This is a genomic window from Hymenobacter sp. BT188, assembly GCF_014333585.1.
Lineage (GTDB): Bacteria > Bacteroidota > Bacteroidia > Cytophagales > Hymenobacteraceae > Hymenobacter.
This window is the reverse complement of the sequence record NZ_JACSCW010000005.1, coordinates 366388-387484: the sequence shown is the minus strand read 5'-3', so window position 1 is coordinate 387484 and position 21097 is coordinate 366388. Positions and strand designations below refer to the sequence as shown.

Genomic DNA, 21097 nt, shown 5'->3' with positions numbered 1-21097 from the left:
CTTATGTATACCTGCTTGCTCTACGATGTACGCGACGGTGTTGCGACGATTACTCTTAACCGGCCCGATGTATTCAATGCCTTCAACGACCCGCAGAGCTATGAACTGCAGGATGCTCTGAAGCAGGTAGGGCGTGACGCCTCGGTGCGGGCCGTAGTGCTCACCGGTGCCGGACGGGCGTTTTGCTCAGGTCAGGACTTGAAGGCAGCGCAGGGAGAAGAGAAACGGTCTTTTTATGACTCTTTGCATAAGCGCTACAACCCTATTATTCGGGCTATGCGGAGCTTACCGAAGCCTATTATTGGGCGGTTGAATGGAGTAGCCGCCGGCGCTGGTTGCTCGCTAGCGCTGGCCTGCGACGCGCTTATTGCCTCCACCGATGCCTCCCTAATTGAGGTATTTATCAATATTGGGCTGGTACCGGACTCGGGCTCATCGTACTTCTTGCCGCGCTTGGTGGGCACGCTAAAGGCGTTTGAGCTGTGTACGCTGGGCTCTAAGGTATCGGCCGAGGAGGCGTTGCGGCTGGGCCTAGTAAATCAAGTGGTGGCACCCGAACAGCTCGACGAGGTTACGTACGCTCTGGCAGCGCGCTACGCCGCGGCACCCACCAAATCGATTGGCCTGATCAAGCAAATGCTGAATAAAGCCAGTGCCTCAACTCTTGATGAAATGCTGGACTACGAAGCCTATTGCCAGCAGATTGCAGGCGAGTCAGGGGATTATCGGGAGGGCGTGCAGGCATTTTTAGAGAAGCGCAAGCCTCAGTTTCGTGGGGCTTAAAATAGGGCATCAAGCTGCAATTTTGGTTTGACAAAAAGCGCCACCTTGTAGTAAGGTGGCGCTTTTTGTTAGATGCTTTGCGAGCTGTTTTGGCGATGCTCAGCTATATCAAAGCCTCGTAAGAGAACGTAGAATCTCTGGCCGATGAAGCGCCATTTTCCACAAGCATTCTAGCAACTTGTGATGCAGGCAACAATTAGCAAGTGGGTAATAGCACGAAGTTTCTTTGCTCTGTTGCTAGCCGTGTGCAGCCTTCCACTGCAAGCGCAGGGACTAACGGCCGAGTTCTTTGGCGGTACGGCCTGGAGCTTACCAACCACTCTTCGGATAGAGCAGCCCAGTGAGTCAGCTATTCGCTTTCGAGCGCGCTACCGCACACGGCCCTGGCACGGGTCGCCATACTACGCCTACAGACTAGGCTACCGGCAATGGAGTGCAGAGCTGGTGCACCACAAGATTTACCTCCAGAATTCGCCACCTGAGATTGAGCATTTCGAGGTATCACATGGCTATAACATGGTCATTGTAAGCCGGACGATGCCTTTGTTGGAACAGTCCAAGGTTTTTCGGATTGGCATCGGAATGGTGATTGGCCATCCGGAGGGAAGCGTGCGCGGCAAACCTATCAATCCGGTGCGAAGCTGGCTCGGCGGTGGCTACCACATTGCGGGAGTTGGTTTTCAGGCCGCTGCCGGCCCACCAATCGGAGTAGCAGATCACTGGTTTTTCCGGCCAGAGGCAAAGCTAACGGCGGCGTGGGCCCGGATGCCATTGGCAGATGGCGGCACTGCTACCGTACCGAATATAGCGCTGCATATGCTGGTGGGGTTTGGCTACCGAAGCACGCACTAAACAAACAGAGCGAGTCTGGGGGGCTTTTTCACGTGAAAAAGCCCCCCAGACTCGCTCTAGCCTCTGCATTTTTCTGCTATCCTGCTATCCCTGATAACCACCTGCTGAGGCGGCCGTATAGGCAATAGCTTATTTTCCATTCCTCTAACTGTTTGTGTGCTATGGCTTCTACCCGTTTTCTGCTCTTAGGATGCTGCGTTGCCTTGGGTTCCTGCTCGCCCGATGCCAGCCAAAAGGATCCGGTAGCGGAAGCCAGGTTTCAAAACGAAAAGCGCATTGGGGAAGCCGCCGTGACTGAGCGACAGGAGCGCGACGCGGACTTCATGGTAAACGCTGCCAGCAGTGGAATGCTGGAACTGGAGATGAGCAAGCTGGCCCAGCAAAAATCAGCTACTCCGGCGGTCCGCAACTTAGCCCAGCGCTTAGTTCAACAGCATGGGCAGGTGAGTACGGCGCTGCGAAACTTAGCGCAGCAAAAGAATCTGATGCTGCCCAGCGGCCTTGGCGCCGACCAGCAAAAACAATATGCCGATTTAAGCGCCCTGACCGGTACGCAGTTCGATAAGCGCTATGTGGAAATGCTGCTGGAGGCCCACAAAAGCGATGTAGATGCCTTCGAGGATATGAGCAAGGACGCTTACGACGGCGACATTCGCGGCTTTGCTGCCAAATTTTTACCCACGATTGAGCAGCATCTGGATGAGGTGGGCGTCGTGGAAGACCAACTAGAAGACTTGCCTTAATTTTTCATTGTTAACCTGAATTTTACCCCATGTTTCATTTCCCAAAACGCCGCTTATTCTCTGTTCTTGCCTTATTCGCCGCTTTGTCGCTGACTAGCTGCGGCAATACTGAAACCCGCACTGATGGCACGGCCGGCGAGGCCGTAGTCGATCAGGAAGAAGCCGCCGAGCAAGGTGGCGTACAAGCTGACGCTACCGTTATCGACAACGAAGAAGGCGCTACCGTTACCGCCGATGCCGACTCCCTGGAAGAGGTCGACAATGACTAACCTTCGGATAATCTGATCCGTACACTAATGACTCTGAGCAGTTGCTCAGTTGTTTTCTGCCGCTAACCATTGGCTTTTACGCTGATTGTTGGCGGCAGACCCATTTTTTTACAGTACAAGCTCAACCATTCCACCTTCTACTACCGCTATGAAACGTACAATCATGAGCCTGTTTTGTGCAGGTATGCTACTAGCTACCAGCGCTTGCAGCAACGAAAAAACAGCCACTACTGACACCCCAACTGATTCAGAAGAGGCTGGCGGCAACGCAGGCGATAACTACATGAACGCCGCTACCGATGGCGACAGCGCCACGGCAACCATGCCTTCCGACACTACTGCTGGCGGTTCGGCGGCCGCTGCTGGCACCGCTCCCGCTGGCATGAACGCCAACAGCGCAGATCCTAACGGCCCAACGGCTCCTCACAAAGACGACCCAGAGTTCATGAAGTCGGCCGCGCACAGCGACCAGAATGAGATTCAACTGAGCCGCTTGGTACTGGAGAAAGGTGTAACGGGCATGGCGAAAGACCACGCCAACATGATGATTACGGATCATACTAAGTCGACAGCGGATTTGAAAACGCTGGCCCAGAAGAAGAACGTGACGCTGCCCACTGATATGGACGCCGAGCATAAAGCCATTGCTGATCAGATGCGTAAGCTATCAGGCAAGCAGCTAGAGCAGCGCTTCCTCCAGCAGATGGTGACCGACCACCAGAAGACGCTGAATACGATGCAAGCGCACGCCAAGATGACCAAAGACACTGAACTACAAGGCTTTATTACAAAGACTACGCCTGTCATTCAGAAGCACTTAGATATGTCGAAGCAGCACGCTGGCATGAAGATGTAAAGGTTTAAAACCAATCAAAAAAGCCCCCCAGAGTCTTCTGGGGGGCTTTTTAATTAAGCGAATTTATAGCACGAAGCTAAGACGCCACCTTATCGTCGGCGTACTTGCTCACTTTCAGCTCCTCAGCCAGAAACTTACCAGTATAGCCTTTGCCGGCCTTTGCCACTTGTTCCGGCGTGCCTTGGGCCACAATAGTGCCACCGCCGCCGCCGCCTTCCGGGCCAAGGTCAATGACATGGTCGGCCACTTTAATTAGGTCGAGGTTGTGCTCGATGATGAGGACGGTGTTGCCCTTGTCTACTAGTTTTTGCAGCACATCAGAAAGGTGGCGAATATCCTCGAAGTGCAGACCCGTGGTCGGCTCATCGAGAATGTAGAAGGTTTTGCCAGTGTCCTTTTTACCGAGTTCCGTTGCTAGCTTCACCCGCTGGGCTTCACCGCCGGAAAGCGTGGTAGCTTGCTGGCCCAAAGTCAGATAACCCAAACCTACTTCGTTGAGAACCTGAATTTTACGAATAATACGCGGCTGATTCTCGAAGTACTCTACGGCTTTCTCTACCGTCAGGTCGAGTACGTCGGTGATGCTTTTACCTTTGAAACGCACTTCCAGGGTTTCGCGGTTGTAGCGGCGGCCTTTGCAGGTTTCGCAGGGCACGTGCACGTCGGGCAGGAAATTCATCTCAATGGTGCGCAGGCCAGCACCCTCGCAGGTTTCGCAGCGTCCGCCCTTCACATTGAAGGAGAAGCGTCCCGGGCCATAACCCCGTATTTTGGCCTCCGGCAACGAAGCGAATAGACTTCGAATTTCGGTAAACACACCCGTATATGTGGCCGGATTCGAGCGCGGCGTCCGCCCAATCGGCGACTGGTCTACCTCAATTACTTTGTCAATCAATTCCAGCCCTTCAATGCCCGCGTAGGGTAGCGGGTCGCGCTTGGCATTGAAAAAGTGTTGATTCAGAATAGGATACAGCGTATCGTGGATGAGCGACGACTTACCGGAGCCCGAAACGCCCGTCACTGCCACCAGCTTACCGAGCGGAAATTTAACGGACACGTTTTTCAGGTTGTGGCCGGTGGCACCCTTCAGTGCCAGCACGTTGCCTTCCCCTTTGCGCTTCTTTTTGCGCAACTCAATGTGCCGCTCCCCACTCAGGTACTGCGAAGTCAAGCTCCCCGATTTGAAAATCTCGGTAGGCGAGCCTGAAGCCACAATATGCCCCCCATGAATGCCCGCGCCCGGCCCAATGTCCAGCACGTGGTCGGCATTCATGATCATGTCCTTGTCATGCTCCACCACAATCACCGAGTTGCCGATGTCACGCAGGTGCTGTAAAGCCTTGATCAAGCGCTCATTATCGCGCTGGTGCAGGCCGATGCTGGGCTCGTCCATAATATACAGCACGCCCACGAGCTGAGTACCAATCTGGGTAGCCAGGCGAATACGCTGCGATTCGCCCCCCGACAGCGTGCGCACTGAGCGGTGCAAGCTCAAGTACTCCAGACCCACTTCGAGGAGGAAACCAATACGCTTGCGCAGCTCCTTGAGTAGCTCCCGCCCAATCACGTTCTGGCGCTCACTCAGCCGTTCTTCCAGCCCTACAAACCACTGGCTGAGCTGGGCAATGTCCATTACCGACAGCTCACCAATATTTTTGCCATCGATTAGGAAGTGTAGTGACTCTTTTTTCAAGCGGTAGCCACGGCACTCGGGGCACTCTTGGGCCTGCGTGTATTCCTGAATCCAGGCGCGGATATTCTCCGAGTCAGACTCCATCTGGCGGCGCAGAAAAGGAATAATACCCTCGAATGGCTCCGTATAGTTGGCCTTTTTGGGGTCCGCGTCTTCATCCTCGGGCACGCCGTAGAGCAGGCGCTCCACCAAGTCTTCAGGGAGCTTTTCTATCGGCGTAGACAGGCTGAACTTTTGCTTTTTGAGGATGAGCTGGAGCTGCTGAAAAATCCAGATGTCCCGGTACTCGCCCAGGGGGGCAATTCCGCCCCGGCTGATGCTTAGCTTCTTATCCGGCAGCACCGAGTCCTCAGTGATTTGCTGCACCTCACCTAAGCCATTGCAGGTAGGGCAAGCGCCGTAGGGCGAGTTGAAAGAGAAAGTGTTCGGCGCTGGGTCGTCGTAGGCGATGCCCGTGGTGGGGTCCATGAGAAAGCGCGAAAAAAACTGCGTTTTCTTCGTGTCCGGGTCCAATACGAGCATAGTGCCTTTGCCGTGGGTCAGCGCATTCTGCACCGAGCCCGACAACCGGAACCGGTCCTCCGCTTTAACCACCAGCCGATCAATGACGATTTCGATGTCGTGGATTTTGTATCGGTCCACCTGCATCTTGGGCGTCAGGTCGAGCAGTTCGCCATCCACGCGCACTTTGGCAAAACCGAGCTTGGCAATCTGCTGAAACAGCTCCCGGTAGTGGCCTTTGCGACCTTTCACCACCGGAGCCAGCACGACTAGCTTTTTCTCGTTGAAGTGCTTGAGAATGTAGTTGATAATCTGCTCGTCGCTCTGCCGGATCATCTTGGCGCCCGTAGCGTAGCTGAATGCCTCCGCCGTGCGGGCGTAAAGCAATCGCAGGAAGTCGTAAATTTCGGTGATGGTACCCACGGTGGAGCGCGGGTTGCGTGAAGTGGTTTTCTGCTCAATGCTGATTACCGGCGACAAACCCTCAATTTTGTCCACATCGGGCCGCTCCAGGCCGCCCATGAAAGAGCGGGCATAAGCCGAAAACGTCTCCATGTAACGGCGCTGTCCCTCAGCATAAATCGTATCAAAGGCCAGACTGGATTTGCCTGAACCCGAAATGCCCGTGAACACCACCAGCTTACCTCGCGGAATCTGAACCGAAACGTTTTTTAGGTTGTGCTCTCGTGCCCCGTACACTTCAATAAATGGCGCCTCCACATCGGCCGCGTGGCCGTTGGTAGCCACTACTGTGGCAGCAAGCTGGGGGGCAATTTCGGGAGTGACGGGGGCAACGGAAGCAGATGTTTTCTTAGCCATGCAGCGCGAATCGAATAAGTCCGCAAAGGTAGGCAAAACTCACCCCTTTCACTATCCGGAATAGCTTATTTGCCAGAGGGTTTAGCAGAATATACCGGGGGTTTAAGGGAACTAAAATTCTACTTGCTGTATAACCATACAGTGCGCAGCGCAACAGCTGGATAATAGTTCGGCGGCCGACACGCTTCTGGTCTTGCGCACACCCTAGCGTTTGGCGCTGTTCTTGCCCACAGTAGGATAATTCCTTCACGCTACATTCTCCCTTCATGTCCTTCCTACCCAAACTCACGCTTGCTGCCGCTTTTGCGCTGGCTATGCTAGGTACTACCGAACCAGCCCAAGCCCAAGTAAATATCAATATAAATCCCCCCTCTTGGGGACCCGCGGCCCCAGCCGGCACGCAGTACTACTACATTCCTGAAGTAGGTGGCTACTACGACCTGCGCGACCAGCATTATGTGGTGCAGCGCGAAGGCAAATGGAAGCGCGTAAGGACTGTGTCCAACTATAATCCCAGCAGCTTTCACCCGGTTGTTATCAACTATGTGGGTGCGCAGCCATGGGTACTTATCCGGGAGCACAAAGGGAAGTACCCGAAGGCTGGTCATCCGCACGGAATGCCCCCCGGCCAGGCTAAAAAAATGCGCGCTACCTACCCTGCGGGCAACGTGATAGTTGTCCAGCAACCAGGGGGACACCCCGACAAGGGAAAGGGCCACGGAAATGGCAAGGGAAAAGGCAAGCATTAACTCCTCTTTCTACCTCCTACTAAAACACCCCGATTGGTCACCCAATCGGGGTGTTTTGCGTTTTAGCACGCATGAAAACCTACCAACCCATCAGCTGCTCTTTCTACGACGAGCTAGAGGCCCGCGCCACCACCCGCCAGCCCTGCACCCTCACCTACCGTCTGGAGCCCGATACGCCCCCCAGTACCTACCAAGGTATTATCAGTGACTTGTTTATCAAGGATAAAGTAGAATACCTGCGCTTGCAGGAGGGCTTCGAGCTGCGGCTGGATGCGCTGGTAGCAGTAGACGATAAAGAACTGCGCAATTACTGCTAAGCGTGCTTCTTTACCCTGTATTCGTTCACTAAGCCCAAAGTCTCAGGCATAGTATTACGGCAACAGATCGAACGGAAAGAGTTAAAGCCTCGTTGCCACGAGCAGTCCTGTACTGCCCTTCTGATCTTGGCGTACCTGGCTGATAAATCTTACCTTTCTGATCTGCCACACTCTGCCTATGCCTGACGCTACTCAATTGCCTACGATTCCAGAGTCTCCCGAGGCAGAAATTCGTGTCTTGCGCGAAGAAATTCGCCAGCTCCGCGAGGACCAAGCAGCAGCCACCGCGCAGGCAGCCAAGACTCATCGTTACCAGCAAAGCCAGGCTCGCTTCCGCACAGTGTTCGAGAACTCGCCCCTAGGCCAGAAAATCATTACTTCCGACCTGACCATCCGCCAGGTTAACCCAGCCATCTTATCCATGATGGGCTATAGCCGGCCCGACGAGCTTATTGGCCGGCGCATTCTTGACTTTTCGCACGCGCACTATCGCGATGACTGGAAGCAATTGCAGACGAAGCTGTGGGAACATAAGCTACCGTACTTCGTCTTAGAAACCTGCCTGGAGCGCGCCGATGGCTCTACCTTTTGGTGCCAGGTAACTTCTGTCCTGTTCCCCGACGATGGTGGCGAGCTCGGGTATACCATCTTAGAGGATATTTCTGAGCGCAAAAGTTTGGAGACCAGGCTAAAACGTCTTTACGACGCGCAGGAAACGATTCTACAACTGGCCACGCACGATATAAAGGCCCCTATTGCCCACATCGAATTGCTGACAGACCTTCTTCAGCGTGAAGTACACAGCCGGGGCGGGGGCGAGCCGTCTGCACCAGAAATGAGCCATTACCTGATGCTCATTCAACAGGCCTGCGCCCAAGCTAGCTCCTTGCTCGACGACGTGCTTTACGTAGGTGACCTCGATGTGCATGGGCTACAGAAAGATTCAACTGATCTAAATGCATACCTAACGGCACAGCTTGAGAAGTATCGTCTACAAGCTCAGGATAAAGGCATAAGCCTAGCCCTCGACTTACCCACTGAGATCATTCATGCCAATATCAATCCTGAAAAGTTCAGCCGGGTATTGAGCAACCTGCTCGGCAACTCCCTGAAGTTTACCCCTACTGGAGGAACGGTTACGATCGGCCTGCAGATGCACGATACCCGGGCCCTTCTGACGGTGCAGGACACAGGTATTGGTATCCCAAGTAAGCTACACGCTCATTTATTCGACAAGTTCAACCCTACTCGGCGCGCGGGCCTGCACGGCGAGATTACTACTGGCCTTGGGCTGTTCATCGCCAAGCAAATTGTGCAGCTACATGGTGGCGAAATCTGGCTGGAAAGCCGTGAACAAGAGGGCACCTGCTTTTTTATTGAGCTGCCTTCCCAATAGAGTGGCGTTGCTTCGCGCAAATTTTACTTCTTCCTCATACAAAAAATGCCCCCCCCCGCATGTACGGGGGGAGGGGGGGCATTTTTTGTATGAGGAAGAAGTACGTTAAAAAGTAGAAGCGCTACTTATCAATTTTAAAACTCTGCGTTTTTTGGGAAGCGGGGGAAAGGAATCACGTCCCGAATATTGGCCATACCGGTCACGAAAAGTACCAGCCGCTCGAAGCCCAAACCAAACCCAGCGTGGGGGGCAGTTCCGAACTTCCGTAGCTCTAAGTACCACCATAGCTCGTGTTCCTCCACGTGCATCTGCTCCATGCGGGTGCGCAGCTTTTCCAGGCTTTCCTCACGCTGAGAGCCGCCGATGATTTCGCCAATGCCAGGAAACAGAACGTCCATGGCGCGAACGGTATGGTCGTCGTCGTTGAGCTTCATGTAGAACGCCTTGATATCCTTGGGGTAATCAGTTAGGATAACGGGCTTTTTGAAGTGCTTCTCAACCAAATAACGCTCATGCTCGCTTTGCAGGTCGGTGCCCCAATCCACGGGAAACTCGAACTTCTGCTTAGCGACTTTCAGAATCTCCACGGCCTCAGTGTAAGTCAGGCGCTGAAAGTCATTGTCGATTACAAAGCGCAGGCGGTTAAGCAACTCCTTGTCGTACTGGTCGTTGAGAAACTGTAGATCGTCGGCGCACTTCTCCAGCGCTTGACGCACGAGGCTTTTGAGGAAATCCTCGGCCAGGTCCATGTTGTCCTGCAAGTCGTTGAAAGCCACCTCGGGCTCGATCATCCAGAACTCCGCTAAGTGGCGGGCCGTGTTGGAGTTTTCGGCGCGGAAAGTAGGCCCGAAGGTGTATACCTTACCCAGCGCCATAGCGGCTACTTCCGCCTCCAGCTGGCCCGATACGGTCAGGTTGGTTTGCTTGCCGAAGAAGTCCTCCTTGTAATCCACGGAGCCATCGGCGGTGCGGGGCGGGTGCTCGGGGGGCAAAGTTGTAACTCGAAACATCTGACCGGCGCCCTCGGCGTCCGAACCGGTGATGACGGGCGTGTGCACGTAGTAAAAGCCGTGGTCATTGAAATACTGATGTACAGCAAACGCTAAGGCGTGGCGCACGCGTAGCACGGCGCCGAAGGTATTGGTGCGGGGCCGCAGGTGGGCAATTTCGCGCAGAAACTCCAAAGAGTGTCCTTTCTTTTGCAATGGATATTCTTCTGGATCAGCAGTACCAAGCACTTCTATCTCAATAGCTTGAATCTCTACCGCCTGACCTTTACCCTGAGAAGCTACCAGTTGGCCGCGCACCGACAAGCAAGCGCCGGTGGCCACGTCCTTCAACGTTTCCTCCGGAAACTTCTCCGCATCGGCTACCACCTGAATATTATGGATGGTAGAGCCGTCGTTCAGGGCGATAAACTGCACATACTTATTTCCGCGGCGGGTGCGCACCCAACCTTTTACTACTACCTCGCGCTCCAGCTCCTGGCTTTGCAGCAGCTGCTGTACACTCGACCTTCTGACGGACATCGGACTCGAATTTCTGTGGTTTATAATCTATGGGGGCAAAGGTAGAGGTTTTCGCTAGCGCAGAAATTTGCACTGTTCTTTAATGCTTTCTGATGGCCTCAACTTTTTTACTTCAACTCAAGTAGAGAATACGCTACATTTGAAGTAGTGCCCCATTTCACCGTCGCTGGGGCTTATTGCGATTTCTGTGTATGCAACGACTTGATATGAAGCAGCTTCTCTCGCAGAAGCTGTCTCCCCAACAGATCCAATTCATTAAGCTGCTGCAAATTCCGACGGCGGAATTAGAGACGCGCATTAAAGAAGAGCTGGAAGTAAACCCAGCGCTGGAAGAAGGCGACGAGAATGAGGAAGAACTGGAGCGCGACGACGATGACGACAGCGATGACGATTTCGATGATCCCGACTCGGAGTTCGATAACGACGACAACACCCTTGACGAAGACTTCGACGACCGCTCTGAGGAGCAGCCTGAGGTAGAGCTTCCCAAGGATGATATCGCCGATGCGCCGGACAACCAGGATCTGGACCTGAGCGACTACCTCAACGACGATGAGATTGCCGGTTACAAAATGCAGGGCGACGGCCCCGGCGACGCTGAGGACGACCGTGAAATGCCGCTGGCCGATACCGGTTCTACGCTCATCGACTCGCTTTTTGATCAATTGGGCTTTGCTAACCTAGATGACAAGCAACTAGCGATTGGCCGCCAATTACTGGGCTCTATCGACGGCGACGGCTACATCCGGCGTGATCTATCGGCTATTGCCAACGACTTGGCCTTTGCCCAAAATATCGAAGCTACCCCGGCCGAGATTGAGCGCGTGCTGCACGTCATTCAGGCCTTTGACCCGGCCGGTATCGGGGCGCGCGACCTGCGTGAGTGCCTGCTCCTGCAACTAGAGCGCCGTCCCGTAGATGACACCGTGGAGGCTGCCGAACGCATTCTTTCCGAGTGCTACGACGAATTTACTAAGAAGCACTATCCGCGCATTCAGCAGCGGCTCGATCTGGAAGACGACGAGCTAAAGGATGCTATTGCTCTAATTCTGAAGCTCAACCCGAAGCCCGGCGGCAGCGGCCCTACTGGCTTGGGCAAAGTACAGTACATCATCCCCGACTTCATTCTTACCAACGACAACGGTCAATTCAACTTAACGCTGAACTCGCGTAATGCCCCCGATTTGCGGGTTGCGCCGGCGTATACCGAGATGTTTCAGGCCTATGATAAGGCCTCGAAAAAAGATCGGAAGATGAAGGAGGCTGTAACGTTCGTGAAGCAGAAGCTCGACGCAGCCCGTTGGTTTATTGATGCTATTCGGCAGCGCCAGCAAACCCTGCTGCGCACGATGGATGCCATTGTGCGCTACCAGCGCGAGTTCTTCCTGGAAGGCGACGAAAGCAAGCTTCGCCCCATGATCCTGAAGGATATAGCCCAGGAAATCAGCATGGACATTTCGACCGTGAGCCGGGTAGCAAATAGCAAGTCGGTACAAACCGAGTTCGGCATTTATCCGTTGAAGTACTTTTTCTCCGAAGGTATTGCCACTGATTCGGGTGAGGACGCTAGCTCGCGGGAGGTGAAGCATATTCTGAAGGAAATCATTGAGGGGGAAAGCAAAGGCAAGCCGCTTTCTGATGATAAGCTGGAGAAAATGCTCAACGCTCGTGGCTACAACATTGCCCGGCGTACGGTGGCCAAGTACCGCGAGCAGCTCAATATTCCGGTAGCTCGACTTCGAAAGGAGTTGTAGAGTTGGGGGGGCTGGGGGGCTTTTTTTACGCTTAACCTACTCAGCTTATGCGACTTCTTCTGCTTCCTTGCCTGCTCCTATTAGCCACTGCCTGCGAGCGACCAACTGGGTCTACTGTAAATTCCACCGATACCTCGCTCCCGGCCGATGGTATGGTAGGACGCGCCGCGTCGCCCAGCATGGGCTCTCCTTCCATTGCGGTGGCTACCGAAGGTCTGGGGGGCATTTATCAGGGATTGCTGCCCTGCGCCGACTGCGCTGGTATCGAAACTGTGCTTTACCTCTATCCTGACAGCACTTACATGGAACGCCGGACCTATTTAGATCAGCCCAAGGAAGGCAACAACGATCAGGTAAGCTCCGGTCGGTGGGCGCAGGTATCGGCTAATCTGGTGCGGCTCACGCGGCGCAGCCCCGCCGGCCCCACTGATTACCGTATGCGTCCCCGCGCTCTACAACAGCTTGATCTGGATGGGCAGGAAATAACCGGTGATTTGGCCGAGCGCTATGTGCTGGCGCAGGTAGGCAACTTTTAGTTTCTAGAATTCGAAGCCAAAGTCACTGTAGCTTAGGGCTTGCAATCCTACTTTCTACTCTGTTGAATAAATCATTGGCAACGGCTCTTTCGCTGGCGTTCCATCCGTTGCTGGTGCCATCCTATCTGTTCTACGTGGTCTGCTATCAGCTGCCGGGCGTGATAGCGCAGCCAGCCGTAGCAGACCGCTGGATAGTACTGGCCGTCGTGTTTGGCTTTACATTTTTACTGCCCGCCTTGGGTACAGGCGCTTTGTACTGGTTTGGCCGCCTCGATTCGTTGCTTCTGCGCGAGCGGGCCCAACGGCCGCTACCTTTGTTGTTGGCCGCTATCAGCTTTGCCGGCGCTGCTTTCCTCCTGCACCAACCGCCTTTTGCTCCTCTGCTCGGCCGCATGATGCTGGGCATGACTCTGGCCGTTCTGCTAACGCTTATCATCTCGCTGCGCTGGAAAATCAGTGCTCATGGCGTGGGCGTGGGGGGCTCTTTTGGGCTGTTTTTACTTCTGCATCTTACAAATGCGGCGGGCTGGGCTGGCTTTTGGTGGCTACTGGCCGCTGCCCTTCTGGCTCTGGCCGTACTTAGCGCCCGCTTGGCTCTTGATGCGCACACGCCGGCCCAAGCCTGGGCTGGACTGGGCCTGGGAATCAGCGTGGTGATAGGGTTGGTGCTGGGAGTTGCTTCTTTCTAAATCCTTGCTTTAGTACTAAAATTTGCCCTTGACCGCTGCCTCGGTAGGTGTATCTTTACCGACCGCCCATCTGTCGTCATTACCGCGCATGCCCCTTTCCACTTTATCGGCCACTCCCGACTCTGCAGAAGCTTTGCTCACCCAATTACACCACGAGCGAACCCGGCGGGCGGAAGCAGAACAGGAACTCGCCGCCCTACGGTATGAGCTTGAGGTTGCCCAGGCCAATGCGCAGCGCCATCAGTCGCGGCTGACGGCATTAGCCCAAAACCTAAAAATGGGCATAATGCTCGTGGACAACGATGGCCGCGTGCTTTTAGTCAACCGGCCTTATTGCCAGCTCTTTGGTATTCCCGACGAGCCGGAAAGCCTGTATGGAGCTATGGGCTTGGAAATAGCAGCGCGCAGTCAGCATAACTACTCCGATCCGGCGGCCTATCTAGCGCGGGCCAAAGCAGTAAGAGCGGCTGGTCGTACGGTGATGAGTGAGGAGGTAATGCTGGCTGACGGCCGGGTGCTGGAGCGCGACTACATAGTGCTCGATGACGTGCTGGCCGGCCGGTTGGTTTGCTACCGCGACATCACTATTCGTTATCGCCGCAATGCCCGCGCAAGTACTATTTCTCTGCTGGCTCAGCAAAGCCCGAATCCGATATTGCGCCTTACGCCCGGCGGGGAGCTCTTGTATGCCAACCCAGCGGCATACCAGCTTGCGCAAATCTATAAGCAGGACGGCCCCAATGAGCTGCGCACTCAGCTGGTAGCCTTGGTAACGATAGCGCTCCGTACAACTGCTCATCACCAGCGCGATATAAGTGTAGAAAATGAGCATTATCTGCTCATTGTGACTCCTGTGCCTGGCGAGAACTATGCGAGCTTATACCTAACCAACATTACGGCTCGCCGGGAGGCAGAGCAGAAGCTAGCCCAACAGCGCGAGTTCTACGAAACTATTCTTAATCAGCTGCCCGTTGGCGTAGCCGCTCTAGATGCTGAGCACCGCTACTTATTTGCCAACCCGACAGCGGCTCCCGACCCTATAACTCGCAGCGAGATGCTGGGCATGACGAATCAAGAGGCTTGTTTGTATCGGCAGCGTCCTCTGGCCTTAGCTGAATTACGCGACGCTTACTTCGCCCAAGCCATCCAAGAGCGCCAGGGCATAAGCTGGGAAGAAAATTTTCTGGAGCCTGGGGGGCAAATCCAAGTATTGCGCAGCTTCCAGCCTGTATTTAATCCTGATGGCTCGCTACGCATGGTAGTCAGCTCAGGACTGGACATCTCAGCCCGCCATCAGGCAGAAGAGAAGCTGGCGGCGCAACAGCAGTTTTACGAAGCGGTTCTCAATCAGCTGCCCGCCGATATAGCCGTACTCGATGCTCACGGTCGCTACGTGTTTGCCAATCCGGTAAGCATTAAAGATCAGGACATTCGAGAGTGGATAATTGGCAGGACTGATCTAGACTATTGTGCATACCGCCAGCGGCCCACCGACGTGGCCGAGAATCGGCAGCGCATGTTTGAACAAGCTGTGCGCGAGCGGGGCCAGGTAACGTGGGAAGAGTTGACCGTTGGCAACCACGAGCCGCGCTACGTCCTGCGCCGATTCCAGCCGGTATTCAATCCCAATGGCGAGCTGCATTTAATGCTGGCTTACGGCCTCGACATTACGGAGCGTCATCAAGCCGAAGAGCTGCACCGCCGCAGCGAATTGGTTGTGCGCGAGCAGCAGGAGTTTATTCGTCAGATAGTCGATACCGTTCCTAACCTGCTCTATGTCAATGATGAGGAAGGAAACATTATGTTTTCCAACACCGCATTTGATGATCTAGCTAGTCGGAGCAATCATGCCCGAGTGCGGAAGAACGAGGAATCACCCGAAGAAACTGAAATTCAACAGCTTAACGTGCTTAACCGACGAGTATTGGCTAATCGGCGGGAACACGCAGCCGAAATGCCCTTTACCTTGGCTAGCGGCGAGGTGCGGCACTTTCAGGTAGTAAAGCGGCCATTGGTCCGCCCCGAGGGCACGGTGCAGGTGCTTACCGTCAGCACGGATATTACGGAGGTAAAGCGCATTCGTCACACCCTAGAGCGCAAGGCCAAGCAGTATCGCGACCTAATGCAGTACACGCAAGCGCTTATCTGTACCCACGACCTCGACGGCGTTATTCTTTCTGCCAACCCAGCTTTGGCAAGCCTTATGGGCGTCGCGGTCAGTAACATGGTAGGGAGGCCGCTTGCTGAAGGCTTAGTAGTAGACCAAGAGGCTGATCTTGTCGATTACCTAGCTGCATTTCGCCAACAGCGGGAAGTATCGGGCATTGTGAGCGTAAAGCCGGTTGCTAGCTCTGGCCCACGCTACTTGCTGTATCACAACTGTTTAGTAGCCGAGGCCGGTGAGCTACCCTATGTGATTGCCTACGCTCAGGATATAACCGACCGTATACTGGCCGAGGATGAGCTACGGCGGGCAAAGCTGGTAGCTGAATCAGCAGCTCGCTCGCGGGAGAACTTCTTGGCTAACATGAGTCATGAAATCCGCACACCTATGAATGGAGTGCTGGGCATGGCCGGTTTGCTGGCACGTACGGATCTGAACGCTCAACAGCGCGAGTACCTCGACATTATTCGCAACTCCGGTCAGCACTTGCTGGGTGTGCTAAACGACGTGCTAGATGTAGCCAAAATAACTTCCGGAAATCTAGAGCTGGAACGTACTCCCTTCGACTTGTGCCAGGCCCTGAAAATGGCGGGTCAAACCGTCGCTTTTCAGGCAGCCGAGAAAGGTATCAGCTTCGATGTACTACCTCCTGCCCTCACCGAGCCACTGGTGCTCAGCGACCCGTATCGACTCAAGCAAGTATTACTTAACTTACTCAGCAACAGCATCAAGTTTACTGATAAGGGCAGCGTAGCGCTGACGTGCCAACTACTAGATGAGACGGCTAAAGAAGTTACTATCAGTTTTCAGGTAAGCGATACGGGCCCGGGCGTGCCCCTTCATAAACAGGAGGCCATCTTCGCTAGCTTCTCGCAGGCCTACGCCGATACGACGCGCCGATTTGGGGGCACGGGCTTGGGCCTGACCATCAGCAGTAGCTTAGTGGAGCAATTGGGCGGGCACCTGCTAATGTGCAGTGAGCCGGGACGTGGCAGCACGTTTAGCTTCACACTCACCTTCGAAAAAGCCCCCCAAGGCACCACTGTCGCTACTAAAGCCGACGCGGAGCTTGAGTACGCTACGGCGGCAGTGCATGGCATGCGTGTACTGCTAGTGGAGGACAATGACGTGAACCGCCAAGTAGCGCAGTTGGTATTGGCCAACTATGGGGTGGCCGTCGATGCAGCTTCCAATGGTGCTACCGCGCTTCGTTTGTTCGAGGAACAACGCTATGATTTGATCCTGATGGATATCCAGATGCCCGGCATGAGCGGCCTGGAAGTTACCGCTCAAATCCGGCGGCATGCTGACTCTGTTCGGGCTCGCACGCCCATTATTGCGCTCACTGCCAACGCATTCCATAAAGCCAATGAAAAGTACCTGGCCGCCGGCATGGATGACTGCCTTACTAAGCCTTTTGAAGAGGCCGAGTTGCTGGAAAAAATGGGTGCCTTGCGTCAGGCATCGACGCAGGCCACACGGCCTCTATTCGACTTAAGTGAGCTGTACCAGATGGCGCACGGCCAGACGAAGTTCGTGCGAAGCATTCTTGACTCCTTTCTGGAGAATACCCCAGAGGTTGTGACTCAACTTACCGCCGCCGCCGAAGCCTCGGACTGGGCGCAGGTTGCCGCCTTAGTGCACAAGATTAAGCCTTCGCTCAAGGTTCTACATGCCCACGATTTGCTGACGCCTATCCAAATGTTGGAAGACTCTGATTCCCTCGCAGAAGAAAGCGCAAAGGCAACCAAACAGCTTATTCAGTTACTACAGCAGTTGCTCCGGGCCTTGGAGCAGCGCCGGCAGAAGCTCTCGTAGATAGTAGCTCTTATAGAAACTAGTATCGCAAATCTACACCAGCAGGGAGAACAGGTTGTAGCCGCTCTGCCACCCGCTGCACAGCTTGCTGGAAACGGTCGTAGGAGAAGGGCTTTACCAAGTAATCAGCTATGTTCAGCTCGTACGCTTCCATGCCAAAGCTCTCGTAGGCGGTCGTAAAAATCACTTCCGGCGGCTCGGGCAGCAAGCGCATCATCTCGATGCCGTTCAGGTCGGGCATCTCCACATCCAGAAAAAGCACATCAACGCGGCGACCTAGACTGAAAAAATTCAGGCCTTCTACGCCGCCTTTCAAGGAAGCTACCAGATGAAGGGAGTCGGTGAGGCCAATGCAATGCTGAAGGGTTAAGCGATTAATCTCGTCGTCGTCGATGATAGCACAGGTTAGAATGCGGGGAGAGACGGGGCCTTCAAGCAACATAACTAAACAAACAGGACAGCAGAAGAGAATGTGCGTGTAAGCAATCAAAAAGCGCTCCTAAAAAGCAGTTGATAAAACAACCAAATTACCGGCCAGATTATCGAATCAAGCATTTTCCGATAAATATAATCCAACCAACGACCAATTTGATTGAAAGATATCAGCACAGCAATTGGAGTACCGATGTCAACAACAAATTATTAGACTTTGGGTAAAGCTAAAACAGGAGCTATTATTTTAGAATAATTCCGTTGTCTTGCTACTCAGACCTATCAGTAGTGCTGGGGGGCTTTTTTGAATAAATCGGCGCTAAGCCAAGCTGGAAATAGAGTCAATTTTCTCCATTTCTTGTCGCACCATTTCCTGCACAGTGGGCAAATCATAATCTGCCTCGGTTTGGATATGCGGCATGAGGCGCTGCATAATGCTTTCCTGCCGCTGGCCGTTGGCCCAGGCATCGGCGTAGGGCGTGTCCGAAAACGTGACCTGTGAATAAAGTGGCAGCCACTGATCGGGATACTGAGCTGAAATCTTACTTTCGATTTTCTTTTGCAGCAGAAAGCGCGGATCAGCTACCCGGTCGCGCATTTCCTCGAAATTATAAATGGCTAGGTCGGCCATTGCGTCGGCGTTGGGTTTGCGCTGGCGCTGAAACTCACTGAACACCATATGCCAATCCTCACCGTACTGATTGAGTAAAGAATCCAGAACGCTGCAATCTTCGAAGCCGGCGTTCATTCCTTGCCCGTAAAAGGGCACAATAGCGTGCGAGGCATCTCCGAGCAGCACTATTTCATCCTTGTGCACCCATGGAAAACACTTAACCGTAATCAGGGAGCCAGTTGGGTTCTGGATGAACTCTTCAGCCAAATCGGGCATAAAAGGCACCGCATCGGGAAACCTTTCCTCGAAAAACTCCTGCACCTGCGAAGCCGTTTCTAGGGCCGTAAATGACTCCTGGCCTTCATAGGGGAAGAACAATGTGCAATTAAACGACCCGTCCAAGTTGGGCAGGGCAATCATCATATACTGCCCCCGGGGCCAGATATGAAGGGCGTTTTTCTCTAACTGCCACTCGCCGTTGGGACCAGCTTCAATGGTTAGTTCTTTGTAGCCATACTCCAAGTAGCTCTGAGAGAACTCGTAACGGTCTGTTTTCTGCATGGCTCCGCGCACCGCCGAGTAGGCGCCATCGGCTCCAAACAAGCGGCGAAACGGCAGCGTTTGCTCCTGATCGGTGAGCGTGTTGTGCATTTCCAGCCGCCGGGCACGCAAATCGACGTGTTGGCAATGCTCATTGAAATGCATGCGGATGCGCGGATCGGCCTCCGTGAGGTTGAGCAGCGTACGATTCAGCCCACCGCGCGACACAGAATAGATGGCCTGGTTTTCGCGGCCGTAGGGCTGATATGTGAGGCGACCCTGCTGGTCGTGCATCACACGCCGATACATGGGTATGGCCACTTCTCGTACCTGCTCGCTGATCCCGACACCCTCAAGCGCCCGCCAGCCTCTATCCGACAACGCCAGATTGATAGACCGGCCTTCCACGGCTCCGCTCAGACGCGGATCAGCGCGGCGCTCATACACATCAACTTGGTGACCGCGTCGGGCCAGGTAGAGCGCGAGCAGCGACCCTACCAGCCCCGCCCCCATAATGGTGCAAGGCGACAGATCGGTGGCAGCAGCCACAGTGGCAGAAGAAGGCGTACCCATAAGCAAAGAAGCTGAAAGCCGACAAGTAAAACGACGGGCGGCAAAAGTAGTCGTTTACGACCTATTTGGCCCGGTGGCCAAACGAATGCGCCAGAACTGCTACTGGGGGGCAATTATCTGACTACTGTAGTTGATTTTTGGCCTCAACAATACGCCGAAAAGTTAGATTCAAACGCGCTTCCACCATGCGAGCAGTTTTTGGCAGCGCGTGTTGCCAGCGCTGCTGCGTGGGGCCGCGCATCACTAGCAGGCTGCCGGAGGGCAAATCTACCCCAACAGGCGCATGCGGAGGTGTGCCAGCGCCGGGCCGCAACCGAAAACGACGAGTTGCGCCAAGGCTTACAGAGGCAATAATTGGGTTTGGGCCCAGTTCCGGCTCGTTGTCGGCGTGCCATCCCATACTATCTTGGCCAGTGCGGTAAAGATTGAGTAGTACGCTGTTGAAATCCGCCCCGGCAGCATTACTTACCTGCTGACGCAAACGCTGCAAAGCTGGTGTCCAGGGCTGTGGCTCTAGGCTTAACCCTGAGTAACGGTAGCGCGCGGCAGGGTCGCCGTGCCAGGAGGTAAGGCGGGGCTGCATCACCTCTTTGCCAAATAGCTTAATGGGCTCGTGTCGCCACGGAATGGTATCGAACAATTCCTGAAAAAGCTCTTCGGCCTCTGTAGGGGGCAAAAAGTGCTGATCGAGCAGCACTTCGGCATCGGGCAGGAGCAAGAGCGTGAGCGGCACGGCGATTATTTAGGACGTTGCTAGCAATGCCTCACAACGAATTATTGTCCTGGCAGCTTGCCGAGGAATTTAGCCAGAAAACTAGCCGCCCATAGGGTCAGACCAATTTTGATGGCGGCACAAATGATAAACGGCAAAAGCCAGCTACGGCTCTGATAAGGCGTTGACCCCACATAACGGGGCCAAAACCAGAAGATATACACCACAATGGCCGGCAGATCGAAGAAGGCCCCAAACCAAGGATTCAGCCCATAGCGCTGCACAACCCAGTTTAGAATCAGGCCACCCACAACCAGATAAGCGATTATAAACAGAACAAGCCGCACAGTAGCACCAGTGCGCTTAAGGGCGCGAAAATTGAGCGCTAACAAAGCTCCACCTGCTAACATCGAGAATACCACCGAAAATAAGGTGATAGTGCTGGGCGAGTACAACATTGGGCCCGTTTCCGCTGCTTCTTCCGCGGCGGTGGCCTCAACGGCACGCTGTTGCGCCTCAGCTGTTTGCGCTACCTGTTTTTGAACTTCAGCCTCCAACTCGGGACGCAGCTGGGCATCGTCAGGATGAGGCTCACCGCGCCGGGCCAGCTCGTCGAGCGCAGCCAGTACGGCATCTTCGCGGTACTGGGCGCGGCCGCTCACATACTGCTGGAGTTCAGCGAGGGTTTTGCGGCCCATTTTGGCCACGTAATCTTCAGTCATCTTAGTAATGAAGGGCGAGGAGGCTGCAAAAAGGACA

At 54.3% G+C, this 21097-nt stretch carries 18 protein-coding genes; 12 read left to right on the top strand and 6 right to left on the bottom strand.

What is annotated here, in order from left to right:
• The first annotated feature begins 3 nt into the window (after positions 1-3).
• From H8B13_RS16485 to H8B13_RS16465, 5 genes are all read left to right on the top strand, one after another.
• Positions 4-783 (top strand): enoyl-CoA hydratase-related protein, encoded by a 780-nt coding sequence (locus tag H8B13_RS16485; RefSeq protein ID WP_187311900.1) that lies wholly within the window; start codon positions 4-6, stop codon positions 781-783.
• 243 nt (positions 784-1026) lie between these two features.
• Positions 1027-1635 (top strand): hypothetical protein, encoded by a 609-nt coding sequence (locus H8B13_RS16480; protein WP_187311899.1) that lies wholly within the window; start codon positions 1027-1029, stop codon positions 1633-1635.
• A gap of 161 nt (positions 1636-1796) precedes the next feature.
• Positions 1797-2378 carry a DUF4142 domain-containing protein gene (locus tag H8B13_RS16475; protein WP_187311898.1) on the top strand — a complete coding sequence of 194 codons (582 nt, stop codon included), beginning with the start codon at positions 1797-1799 and terminating at the stop codon, positions 2376-2378.
• A 29-nt stretch (positions 2379-2407) separates the two neighbouring features.
• A complete protein-coding gene (locus tag H8B13_RS16470) occupies positions 2408-2647 on the top strand; it encodes a hypothetical protein (RefSeq protein WP_187311897.1) in 240 nt (79 codons plus the stop codon).
• Positions 2648-2795: 148 nt separating this feature from the next.
• The gene (locus H8B13_RS16465) at positions 2796-3503 is read left to right on the top strand and encodes a DUF4142 domain-containing protein (protein WP_187311896.1); all 708 of its coding nucleotides are present in this window, start codon (positions 2796-2798) and stop codon (positions 3501-3503) included.
• Positions 3504-3579: 76 nt separating this feature from the next.
• Here the strand turns inward: H8B13_RS16465 and uvrA are convergent, their stop codons facing one another.
• Positions 3580-6516 carry an excinuclease ABC subunit UvrA gene (gene uvrA, locus H8B13_RS16460; RefSeq protein WP_187311895.1) on the bottom strand — a complete coding sequence of 979 codons (2937 nt, stop codon included), beginning with the start codon at positions 6514-6516 and terminating at the stop codon, positions 3580-3582.
• Between the two features lie 266 nt (positions 6517-6782).
• Between uvrA and H8B13_RS16455 the strand changes: the two genes are divergently transcribed.
• The 3 genes from H8B13_RS16455 to H8B13_RS16445 all read left to right on the top strand — a co-directional run bounded on the left by H8B13_RS16455 (position 6783) and on the right by H8B13_RS16445 (position 8978).
• Positions 6783-7265 (top strand): hypothetical protein, encoded by a 483-nt coding sequence (locus H8B13_RS16455; protein WP_187311894.1) that lies wholly within the window; start codon positions 6783-6785, stop codon positions 7263-7265.
• Positions 7266-7336: 71 nt separating this feature from the next.
• On the top strand, positions 7337-7582 hold the full coding sequence (locus H8B13_RS16450) for a hypothetical protein (protein ID WP_187311893.1): 246 nt from the start codon (positions 7337-7339) through the stop codon (positions 7580-7582).
• 178 nt (positions 7583-7760) lie between these two features.
• The gene (locus H8B13_RS16445; protein WP_187311892.1) at positions 7761-8978 is read left to right on the top strand and encodes a PAS domain-containing sensor histidine kinase; all 1218 of its coding nucleotides are present in this window, start codon (positions 7761-7763) and stop codon (positions 8976-8978) included.
• Positions 8979-9112: 134 nt separating this feature from the next.
• Here H8B13_RS16445 and asnS read toward each other — a convergent pair whose 3' ends face one another.
• Positions 9113-10507, bottom strand: a complete 1395-nt coding sequence (gene asnS / locus H8B13_RS16440; protein ID WP_187311891.1) for an asparagine--tRNA ligase — start codon at positions 10505-10507, stop codon at positions 9113-9115.
• Positions 10508-10698: 191 nt separating this feature from the next.
• Between asnS and rpoN the strand changes: the two genes are divergently transcribed.
• The 4 genes from rpoN to H8B13_RS16420 all read left to right on the top strand — a co-directional run bounded on the left by rpoN (position 10699) and on the right by H8B13_RS16420 (position 17468).
• A complete protein-coding gene (gene rpoN, locus H8B13_RS16435; protein WP_187311890.1) occupies positions 10699-12261 on the top strand; it encodes an RNA polymerase factor sigma-54 in 1563 nt (520 codons plus the stop codon).
• A gap of 47 nt (positions 12262-12308) precedes the next feature.
• Positions 12309-12797: a copper resistance protein NlpE gene (locus H8B13_RS16430; protein WP_187311889.1), complete on the top strand. Its 489-nt coding sequence runs from the start codon at positions 12309-12311 to the stop codon at positions 12795-12797.
• Between the two features lie 62 nt (positions 12798-12859).
• A complete protein-coding gene (locus tag H8B13_RS16425; RefSeq protein ID WP_187311888.1) occupies positions 12860-13486 on the top strand; it encodes a hypothetical protein in 627 nt (208 codons plus the stop codon).
• An 88-nt stretch (positions 13487-13574) separates the two neighbouring features.
• The gene (locus tag H8B13_RS16420) at positions 13575-17468 is read left to right on the top strand and encodes a PAS domain-containing protein (RefSeq protein ID WP_187311887.1); all 3894 of its coding nucleotides are present in this window, start codon (positions 13575-13577) and stop codon (positions 17466-17468) included.
• 19 nt (positions 17469-17487) lie between these two features.
• Here H8B13_RS16420 and H8B13_RS16415 read toward each other — a convergent pair whose 3' ends face one another.
• The 4 genes from H8B13_RS16415 to H8B13_RS16400 form a co-directional block, all read right to left on the bottom strand.
• On the bottom strand, positions 17488-17910 hold the full coding sequence (locus tag H8B13_RS16415; protein ID WP_187311886.1) for a LytR/AlgR family response regulator transcription factor: 423 nt from the start codon (positions 17908-17910) through the stop codon (positions 17488-17490).
• A 309-nt stretch (positions 17911-18219) separates the two neighbouring features.
• Complete coding sequence (locus tag H8B13_RS16410) at positions 18220-19626, bottom strand: FAD-dependent oxidoreductase (RefSeq protein ID WP_187311885.1); 1407 nt, start codon at positions 19624-19626, stop codon at positions 18220-18222.
• Positions 19627-19747: 121 nt separating this feature from the next.
• A complete protein-coding gene (locus H8B13_RS16405) occupies positions 19748-20359 on the bottom strand; it encodes an alpha-ketoglutarate-dependent dioxygenase AlkB family protein (protein WP_187311884.1) in 612 nt (203 codons plus the stop codon).
• Between the two features lie 41 nt (positions 20360-20400).
• A complete protein-coding gene (locus H8B13_RS16400; protein WP_187311883.1) occupies positions 20401-21060 on the bottom strand; it encodes a hypothetical protein in 660 nt (219 codons plus the stop codon).
• Positions 21061-21097: the final 37 nt, after the last annotated feature.